This window comes from Streptomyces sp. NPDC058877, assembly GCF_042742855.1.
GTDB lineage: Bacteria > Actinomycetota > Actinomycetes > Streptomycetales > Streptomycetaceae > Streptomyces.
In genome coordinates this window covers 1-9,264 of record NZ_JBHYMF010000242.1, presented here as the reverse complement: position 1 = coordinate 9,264, position 9,264 = coordinate 1, and the positions used below count along the sequence as shown (strand labels likewise).

The 9,264-nt window shown below is 70.8% G+C and carries 7 protein-coding genes; all 7 read right to left on the bottom strand.

All coding sequences use genetic code 11. The features are described 5' to 3' along the window. Nucleotides 1-49: 49 nt before the first annotated feature. Nucleotides 50-3,823: a multifunctional oxoglutarate decarboxylase/oxoglutarate dehydrogenase thiamine pyrophosphate-binding subunit/dihydrolipoyllysine-residue succinyltransferase subunit gene (locus ACFW2Y_RS32380; protein WP_384886226.1), complete on the bottom strand. Its 3,774-nt coding sequence runs from the start codon at nt 3,821-3,823 to the stop codon at nt 50-52. A gap of 275 nt (nt 3,824-4,098) precedes the next feature. Further along, nucleotides 4,099-5,145, bottom strand: coding sequence for an ATP-binding protein (locus ACFW2Y_RS32375; RefSeq protein ID WP_384886229.1), 1,047 nt, complete (start codon nt 5,143-5,145; stop codon nt 4,099-4,101). A gap of 74 nt (nt 5,146-5,219) precedes the next feature. Beyond that, nucleotides 5,220-5,957: a response regulator transcription factor gene (locus ACFW2Y_RS32370; protein ID WP_384886224.1), complete on the bottom strand. Its 738-nt coding sequence runs from the start codon at nt 5,955-5,957 to the stop codon at nt 5,220-5,222. Nucleotides 5,958-6,028: 71 nt separating this feature from the next. Further along, complete coding sequence (locus ACFW2Y_RS32365) at nt 6,029-6,700, bottom strand: spermidine synthase (protein ID WP_384886221.1); 672 nt, start codon at nt 6,698-6,700, stop codon at nt 6,029-6,031. A gap of 301 nt (nt 6,701-7,001) precedes the next feature. Beyond that, nucleotides 7,002-7,538, bottom strand: a complete 537-nt coding sequence (locus ACFW2Y_RS32360) for a hypothetical protein (RefSeq protein ID WP_384886219.1) — start codon at nt 7,536-7,538, stop codon at nt 7,002-7,004. 185 nt (nt 7,539-7,723) lie between these two features. Further along, the gene (locus ACFW2Y_RS32355) at nt 7,724-8,107 is read right to left on the bottom strand and encodes a hypothetical protein (RefSeq protein ID WP_384886217.1); all 384 of its coding nucleotides are present in this window, start codon (nt 8,105-8,107) and stop codon (nt 7,724-7,726) included. 397 nt (nt 8,108-8,504) lie between these two features. After that, on the bottom strand, nt 8,505-9,264 hold a 760-nt coding region (locus tag ACFW2Y_RS32350; RefSeq protein WP_384886214.1), incomplete at its 5' end, for a hypothetical protein.

Here is a 9,264-nt window from a genome sequence, read left to right as displayed (position 1 = left end):
CCCCTCGCGGGGTGCCGGGCCTCCTTCCGTACGCGTACGGAGCGGTCGATCAGGACTCGAAGACCTCGGTGACCAGCTGCTGCTGCTCCACCTGGTGGCGCTTGGCCGAGCCGACCGCCGGGGAGGAGGAGTGCGGTCGCGAAATCCTGCGCAGGCGCTCGCCCGCCGGGATGTCCGCGCCGACCGCCAGGTCCAGGTGGTCGATCAGGTTGAGCGCGATGAACGGCCAGGCACCCTGGTTCGCCGGCTCCTCCTGGGCCCAGATGTACTTCTCGGCGTTCGGGTACTTGGCGATCTCGGCCTGCAGCTCGGCACCCGGCAGCGGGTACAGGCGCTCCAGACGGATGATGGCGGTCTCCGTGTCACCGCGCTTCTGACGCTCGGCCTCCAGGTCGTAGTAGACCTTGCCGGCGCAGAAGACGACCTTGCGGACGCCGGCCGGGTCGACCGTGGCGTCGCCGATGACCGGGCGGAAGCCGCCGGTGGTGAACTCCTCCACCTTGGACGCCGCGGCCTTCAGGCGCAGCATCGACTTCGGGGTGAAGACGATGAGCGGCTTGTGGTGCGGATTGTGCACCTGCCAGCGCAGGAGGTGGAAGTAGTTCGACGGCAGCGTCGGCATGGCGACCGTCATGTTGTCCTGGGCGCACATCTGGAGGAAGCGCTCCGGGCGGGCGGACGAGTGGTCCGGGCCCTGGCCCTCGTAGCCGTGCGGCAGGAGCAGCGTGACGCCGGAGGTCTGGCCCCACTTCTGCTCGGCCGAGGAGATGAACTCGTCGACGACGGTCTGCGCGCCGTTGACGAAGTCACCGAACTGGGCCTCCCAGATGACCAGGGAGTCCGGGCGGGCCAGCGAGTAGCCGTACTCGAAGCCCATCGCCGCGTACTCGCTGAGCAGCGAGTCGTAGACGTTGTAGTGGGCCTGCTCGTCGGTCAGGTAGAGCAGCGGGGTGTAGTCCTCGCCGGTCTCCTGATCCACCAGGACCGCGTGGCGCTGGCCGAAGGTGCCGCGGCGGGAATCCTGGCCCGACAGGCGGACCGGGGTGCCCTCCATCAGCAGGGAGCCGATGGCGAGGGTCTCGCCGAAGCCCCAGTCGATGGTGCCGTCGTCGATGGAGGCCGTACGGCGCTGCATCTGCGGCAGCAGGCGCGGGTGGACCGTGATCCGCTCCGGGACGCTGACCTGGGACTCGGCGATCCGCTTCACGACCTCCTGGGAGACCGCGGTGGTGACGGGCACCGGGAACTCGGCCTGCGCGTCCGGGACGTGCGTCGGGGCCGGCGCCGAGGTGGCCTCGCGGACCTCCGCGAACACCTTCTCCAGCTGGCCCTGGAAGTCCTGGAGCGCCTGCTCCGCCTCTTCGAGGGTGATGTCGCCGCGACCGATGAGCGACTCGGTGTACAGCTTGCGCACCGAACGCTTCTTGTCGATCAGGCTGTACATCTGCGGGTTGGTGAACTGCGGGTTGTCGCCCTCGTTGTGACCGCGGCGGCGGTAGCAGATGAGGTCGATCACCACGTCCTTGTTGAACGTCTGGCGGAACTCGAAGGCGAGCCGCGCGACGCGGACCACGGCCTCCGGGTCGTCGCCGTTCACGTGGAAGATCGGCGCCTCGATCATGCGGGCCACGTCGGTCGCGTACATCGAGGAGCGCGAGGACTCCGGGGCGGCGGTGAAGCCGACCTGGTTGTTGATGACGATGTGGACCGTGCCGCCGGTGCGGTAGCCCCGCAGCTGCGACATGTTCAGCGTCTCGGCGACCACGCCCTGGCCGGCGAAGGCCGCATCGCCGTGGAGGGCGATCGGGAGGACGGTGAAGTCCGTGCCGCCCTTGTTGATGACGTCCTGCTTGGCGCGGACGACACCCTCCAGGACCGGGTCGACGGCCTCCAGGTGCGAGGGGTTGGCGACCAGGGAGACCTTGATCTGCTCGCCGTCGAGACCGGTGAAGGTGCCCTCGGCGCCCAGGTGGTACTTCACGTCGCCGGAGCCGTGCATCGACTTCGGGTCGAGGTTGCCCTCGAACTCGCGGAAGATCTGCGCGTACGACTTGCCGACGATGTTCGCCAGGACGTTCAGGCGACCGCGGTGCGCCATGCCGATGACGACCTCGTCGAGGCGCGACTCGGCGGCCGAGTCGATGACCGCGTCGAGCAGCGGGATGACCGACTCGCCGCCCTCCAGGGAGAAGCGCTTCTGGCCGACGTACTTCGTCTGCAGGAAGGTCTCGAAGGCCTCCGCCGCGTTCAGCCGGCGCAGGATCCGCAGCTGCTCCTCGCGCTCCACACGGGAGTGCGGGCGCTCGACGCGGTCCTGGATCCACTTGCGCTGCTTCGGGTCCTGGATGTGCATGAACTCGACGCCGGTGGTGCGGCAGTACGAGTCGCGGAGCACGCCGAGGATGTCGCGGAGCTTCATCATCGACTTGCCGGCGAAGCCGCCGACCGCGAACTCCCGCTCCAGGTCCCACAGGGTGAGGCCGTGCTCGGTGATGTCCAGGTCGGGGTGCTTGCGCTGCTTGTACTCCAGCGGGTCGGTGTCGGCCATGACGTGGCCGCGGACCCGGTAGGAGTGGATCAGCTCGAAGACGCGCGCCGCCTTGGTGACGTCGTCGTCGTGCGAGGCGTCGATGTCCCTGAGCCAGCGGACCGGCTCGTAGGGGATGCGCAGGGACTTGAAGATCTCGTCGTAGAAGCCCTCCTCGCCGAGGAGGAGGTTCGCCACGATCCGCAGGAACTCGCCGGAGGCTGCGCCCTGGATGACGCGGTGGTCGTACGTCGAGGTCAGGGTCATGACCTTGGAGATGCCCAGCTTGTTCAGGGTGTCCTGGGAGGTGCCCTGGAACTCGGCCGGGTAGTCCATCGAGCCGACGCCCATGATGACGGACTGTCCGGGCATCAGACGCGGCACGGAGTGGACGGTGCCGAGGCCGCCGGGGTTGGTCAGGGAGACCGTGACGCCGGAGAAGTCCTCCATCGTCAGCTTGCCCACGCGGGCGCGCTTGACGATGTCCTCGTACGCCTGCCAGAACTCGAAGAAGTTGAGCGTCTCGGCCTTCTTGATGCCCGCGACGACGAGCTGGCGGTCGCCGTTGGGCTTCACCAGGTCGATCGCGAGACCGAAGTTCACGTGCTCCGGCTTGACCAGGGTCGGCTTGCCGTCCTTCTCCGCGAAGGAGTAGTTCATCGACGGCATGGCCTTGATCGCCTGCACCATCGCGTAGCCGATGAGGTGGGTGAAGGAGATCTTCCCGCCCCGGGCGCGCTTCAGGTGGTTGTTGATCACGATCCGGTTGTCGAAGAGCAGCTTCACCGGGACCGCGCGGACGGACGTCGCCGTCGGCACCTCCAGGGAGGCGTTCATGTTCTTCGCGACCGCGGCGGCCGGGCCGCGCAGCGTGATCAGCTCGGGGCCGCCGGGGGCCGCGGCGGGGGCCTTGGCCTTGGCCGGCGCCGGAGCGGCGGCGGGCTTCGCGGCGACCGGGGCGGCGGGAGCCGCGGCCGGCTTGGCGGCGGCCGGGACCGGCGCCGGGGCGGGCACGGTCGCCGGGGCGGCAGGCGCGGCCTGTGCGGGGCTCGCCTGCGGCGCGGCGGGTGCGCTCGCGGTGGTGGTGGCCGGGGCGGTCGGGGTCTCCGACGCGCCGGGCTTGTAGTCGGCGAAGAAGTCCCACCAGGCACGATCGACCGAATTCGGGTCCTGGAGGTACTGCTGGTAGATCTCGTCGACGAGCCACTCATTGGCGCCGAAGGCGGTTGCAGGGTTCTGGCCCTGCCCGTCTTGGTCGGTCGGGGAGCTCGGGGTACTGGGGGACTGAGACGACACGGCGGCAACCGCCCTCTTCCGCTTCACAAGGTGATGGACAGCGGAAATAAAGGCTACGCCTGTCCGGCCGAGAGGTGCAGGCCGGGCACTCCAACGTCGCGCAAGTCACACTTGACGAGGTGTTTCGGCGCCGTGAATGGCGGGAAACATACGCGGTTCTGCGCGTGTGAGGGTACGGAAAAGCGCGAGCACGGCCCGATTCGGCCGCACCCCTGATCGCGTCCTGTCCACGTACACGCAGAACGTGCGCTTCCGGTTCGAACCCTACGTCAATCTCACGAGGGAAGACTGCCCGGAAGGGTGACTCTGATGCGGCAGCCGCGTGATGATTCGGCCACTCCGATCCCGCCGCCGTGCAGATCCACCGCCCAGCGGGCGATCGCCAGCCCCAGACCGGTGCCGCCGTCGCTTCCCGGGCCCTGCCCGTCGGGCGTCGAGCCCCGGTTGAACCGCTCGAAGACCTTGTGCCGCTCCGCCTCCGGAATGCCGGGGCCCTCGTCCTCGACCTCCAGCACCAGCGAGTCGGGGTACGGGCCGCGCCGGGCCCTGACCGTCACCCGGCCGTGCGGCGGGGAGTGCCGCACCGCGTTGTCGATCAGGTTGGTCATCACCTGGTGCAGCCGCTCCGTGTCCGCGTGCGCCACCAGCTCCGGCGGCGACACGTCCAGGTGCAGGTGCACGCCCGCACTGCGCTGCGACCCCGTGGCCGCCGAGGGGCCGCGTCTGGACGCGGCCAGGTTCGCTTCCCGCAGAACTCCCGAGAGGTACGGCCAGACCTCGAAACGACCCACCCGCAAGGCGACGACACCGTTGTCAAGGCGTGACAGGTCGAGCAGCGTCTCCACCAGCCGGCCGAGCCGCTCCGTCTGCTTCAGCGCCGACCGCATGGTCTCCGGGTCGGCCTCCGACACGCCGTCCACCACGTTCTCCAGGACCGCTCGGAGCGCCGCGATCGGCGTGCGCAGTTCGTGCGAGACGTTCGCCACCAGCTCCTTGCGGTGCCGGTCCACGGCCTCCAGGTCGTCCGCCATGCGGTTGATCGTCGAGGCGAGGTCGCCCAGCTCGTCCCGCCGGTCCGCGCCCCGGACCCGGCGGTTGAAGTCCCCGCGCGAGATCGAGCCGGCCACCGCGTTCATCTCGTCCAGCGGTGCCGTCAGGGACTGCGCCACGAACTGGGTGATCAACAGGGTCGCGATCATCGCGAAGATCGTGATGTAGCGGAACTCCGTGGAGGTGCGGATCGCCACCAAGGCCAGGCAGGAGGTCAGCAGGACCGCCCCGACGACCAGGGCGCCCAGCTTGGTCTTGATGGAGATCACGATCCGGCGGGGGCGACGTCCTGCCTCCGGCGGCCCCGCCCCCCGGGGCTTTCCCGGCCCCTCCGGCCCGAGCCGGCTCACGGCGCCGGGGTCTCCAGCGCGTAGCCGACGCCGTGGACCGTACGGATCCGCTCGGCCCCGATCTTCCGGCGCAGCGCCTTGATGTGGCTGTCCACGGTCCGGGTGCCGGACGCGTCCGCCCAGTCCCACACCTCCGCGAGCAGTTGCTCGCGGGAGAGGACCGCCCGGGGAGTGTTCGCCAGACAGACCAACAGGTCGAACTCGGTCGGGGTCAGGTGCACGTCCTCCGCCCGTACCCGCACCCGGCGCTGCGCGTGGTCGATCTCCAGGTCGCCGAGGCGCAGGATCCCGCTGCGCGGGGTGACCGCCGCGAGTGCGGCCCGCTCGACCCGGCGGAGCAGTACATGCACCCGGGCGGCCAGCTCGCGCATCGAGAACGGCTTGGTCATGTAGTCGTCCGCGCCGACGCCGAGGCCGACCAGCATGTCGGTCTCGTCGTCACGGGCGGTGAGCATGAGGACCGGGACGGGGCGCTGGGACTGGACCCTGCGGCACACCTCCAGGCCGTCGAACCCGGGCAGCATCACGTCCAGGACCATCAGGTCGGGCTGCCAGGCCTCGGCGGCGTCGACGGCTGCGGGGCCGTCGGTCGCGGCCTGGACCAGGAAGCCCTCGGCGCGCAACCGGGCGGAGATCGCCTCTGCGATCGTGGTGTCGTCCTCGACCACCAGAACGCGCCGCTGGGCCCCGGGAGTGGCCGCCGCACCGTGGTGGGTGGTGTGTGTCTGCTCCATTGCCCCGCCTCGCGTCGCCGGTGTCGGTGCAGCAGCCTAGAGGTACCGACGGCGTCCCGGCTATCCGGTAGTTACCCCGGGCGGACGGCGAGGTGGACCACGTCGGGGACGCCCCGGGCAACGGGGATCTCTTCCGTCCGTACCCCGCTGAATCCGGCATTCCGCAATGACTCTTCGAAATCGGCGGACGGCTGCGCGGACCACACCGCGAGGATCCCGCCGGGGTTCAGCCGCGCCGCGCAGGCCGCCAGCCCCTCGGGCGAGTACAAGGACCCGTTGTCCTCCGTGACCGTCCAGTCGGGTCCGTTGTCGATGTCCAGGCAGAGGGCGTCATAGGTGTCCGTGGTGGTGCGGAGGTAGTCCACCAGATCGGTGTGGAGGACCACCGTCCGCGGATCGGCGAGCGCCGCCCCCGAGATCGAGGCCAGCGGCCCCTGCCGGTGCCAGTCGATGATCGCCTCCTCCCGCTCGGCGACCGCGATGCGCCGCCAACGGGAATCGACGGCGGCGTGGGCGAGCGAGAAGCCGACGCCGAGACCGCCGATGAGGACGGACGCACCGGACCGGGAGGGCTCGGGGAGGGCCGCCATGGCCGCGTCGACCAGCAGCCGCTCCGAACGCCCGTCGGAGGTGTCCATCAGGAAGGTGCCGTTGGCGATGATCTCGTAGTGCTCGGCACGGCGGCGCAGGACGACTTCACCGTGCGGTCCTTCACGGCGGTCGAGGGTCACGGGGCTGGTCATCGGTCACTCCGTTCTCGTCGGCTCGATGGGGCCCGGTCATCCTCGCGGGGCGGCGGCGGCCGGGACAAACCCGTGCCGAGTGGGATCCGTGGTGGCGGTCGGGCGGTGGTAGAGGGGGGCCGGGGCGGCCGGGCGGCGGCGGGCCGTACGGAGACGGGCTGCGTAGTGGCGGGCCGCGGGAGGCGGGCTGCGCGGTTGACGGACGGAGGCTCGGCCCAGGTCCCTGCGGGGCGCAACGGTTTCACGCCCCCGCTGTTGCCGGCCGGCGCCGGTCCGGTTCACGGAGCAGCCCGGCGCGTGCTCACGGGCTCGTCGGTGGACCGCCCCCGGGGAGGGCGGCGAAGACGCGTTGGAGGGCGGGCGGGCGTTCGCCGTCGCCCGCGACGACCAGGCGGTGGCGGTACGTCACGTGGTACTGGAAGCCGTCCGGGATCGGGCTGCCCGTCGGCCGGTCCGGTACCAGGGCGAACGCGGGGTCTTCCAGCGCCGCCCGCAGTTCGGCGACCTCGGCGGGGGTCTGCCTGCCCGTCCGGGGCGGCTTGGTGCCGGAACGGCTGCTCCAAGTGCCGTCGTAGTGGACGACCAACTGGTTGCGGACGCCCGCCAGTCCGCCGCTGACGACCACCTCGACGAGGACCTCGCCCGGCTGGGGGTCCGCAGCCGGGGTGCCGGGGTCCGTCGTGGGGCCCGGCACGGCCGGCGTGCTCGTGCTCGACGGCGCCCCGCCCGTCGGGGGAGACACCTCCGGGCCGCAGCCACTCGCACCGGTCAGCGCTCCCGCGACCAGCAGGGCCCCGCACCACGTCCACGTCCTGCGTTTCCACGCGCCTCGCACCATGCGTCGAGCATGCCCGGCCGGGGGACCCGCGCGCAGCCGGACGGGCGGGTTCCCGTCAGGTCGGAGCACTGCCGCCCTCCCCGTGCCCGGATCGGAATCCGCCCGCGGGCCGGAGCGTGCCCGGTGTCCGGGCGCGAGACCTGCCGGAAGACCTCAGGGCGGCCGTTCCCCCATCCGGTCGGAGGTCAGCCCTGCGGAAGCCCGTCGCGCCGGTCCAGGCGGGAGAGGACCCTGGCGTACACCGTGGTCGCCGCTGCGAGGACGGACGCGATGACCGCCAGCGCAAGGACGCCCAGCAGCGCGGGCCACTGGCGCAGCGAGGAGCGGCACACGGCGTCCTCGGACAGCGGTCCGACCAACGGCCCCCGGCACAGGGCCCCGTGGCCGAATTCGGGTCCGTAGTCGGCGAGCATCAGGAAGGCGAACCATCCCCAGATCGCCAGGGCCAGGAACGTCCATCCGATCGACCAGGCGCCGGTGCGACTCGCCTTCCGCCGTTCCCGCTCGGCGGGCGCCGTAGCGGCAGTCGCGGGATCGGGTGCCGGGTGGGTCGGCGTGTCGGCAGTCATGTCTTCCTTTCGTGGGCTCTTCCCGTCGTGGGCTCTTCCCGCTCCGGTCGGGAGCCGCCGGCGATCGGGGCGCCCGGCACCGCGAACGGCGCACCGGTCGCCGTTCCGGAACGGACGGGCGGGACCGGGTCGAGGCCTGCGCCGGGCGCCGCCGCGTCACCGTTCCGTGCTCCGCCGGACCCGGTCCTCCGGGCGTGTGCGGTGGCCTGTCGGAGGCGAACGCGGGCGTGGGCTGGTGCTCGTGATCGTATCCGTCGCCCCGGGGACCGCTTCCCCGTCGTGAACGATGTCGACGGGAAACCGGAGGGGGCAGGCGGGCGTGCTCCCCGATCGCGTTCGGCGCCGGACGCCGGGAGCAGGCTCCGACGAGCGGGCGCGGTCGTGTGCCCGACGGGGGCTACTGCGTCCTCGCCCAGTCGGCGCTGACCCGATCGGGGACCGAGAAGTCGGTGTCGCAGTCCGGGCAGGTCGCGTTTCCGAAGACGTGGGTCAGCAAGTGCGCGACGTCGTGTTGGCCGTCGGCGCGTGCGATGTCGTGGAGGCGCCGGCCGATGCCCTCCAGGTCTGTCCGGCCCGCAGGCCGGAGCGGGCGGGTGTCGACGTCGTCGTCAGACAGCGCGTAGTCCTCGCTGGTGCAGAAGAAGCCGCGCTCGCCGATGACGATGAACAGTCCGGTTCCGCAGCCGGGGCAGGAGACTTCGTATTCCTCGTTTCCCAGACCCCAAGCCAGATCCTCGCTCCACCCCAGGACGCCCTCGAAGGCGAGCATGGACCCCAGGAGGTCGATGTACTCGGTGCGGTCGGTTGCCGTCCGGAGGTGGCGGTTCACCGATGCCAGCAGGGTCGTGATTTCCGCCGAATACCGTGTGCGGACACCGTCGTCTCCATGCGGCTGCGCGACGCCTGCCATGATGGCCCCCGCCAGGTGGAGGGCGTTCACGGCTTGCTCCCGGTCCTCGTCCTCGGCCATGTCGGTCAGCCAGGGAAGCGCTGCGAAACTGGCCGAGTAGACGCTGCCCTGGTGGCAGAGCGCGGACCACAGGTCGCTCCAGAGCTCCGACTTGAGCTGTACTGAGATTTGTGGAGTCCCTGATGCCAGGGTTACGGTCCTGGCGAAGGAGATCCACCAGCACCATGGCAGCACCCCGTAAATATCC

Coding starts and splice junctions, on each gene's coding strand:
- ACFW2Y_RS32370 (WP_384886224.1), bottom strand. CDS start 5,957: ATGGAGCAGACACACACCACCCACCACGGTGCGGCGGCCACTCCCGGG.
- ACFW2Y_RS32365 (WP_384886221.1), bottom strand. CDS start 6,700: ATGACCAGCCCCGTGACCCTCGACCGCCGTGAAGGACCGCACGGTGAA.
- ACFW2Y_RS32360 (WP_384886219.1), bottom strand. CDS start 7,538: ATGGTGCGAGGCGCGTGGAAACGCAGGACGTGGACGTGGTGCGGGGCC.
- ACFW2Y_RS32355 (WP_384886217.1), bottom strand. CDS start 8,107: ATGACTGCCGACACGCCGACCCACCCGGCACCCGATCCCGCGACTGCC.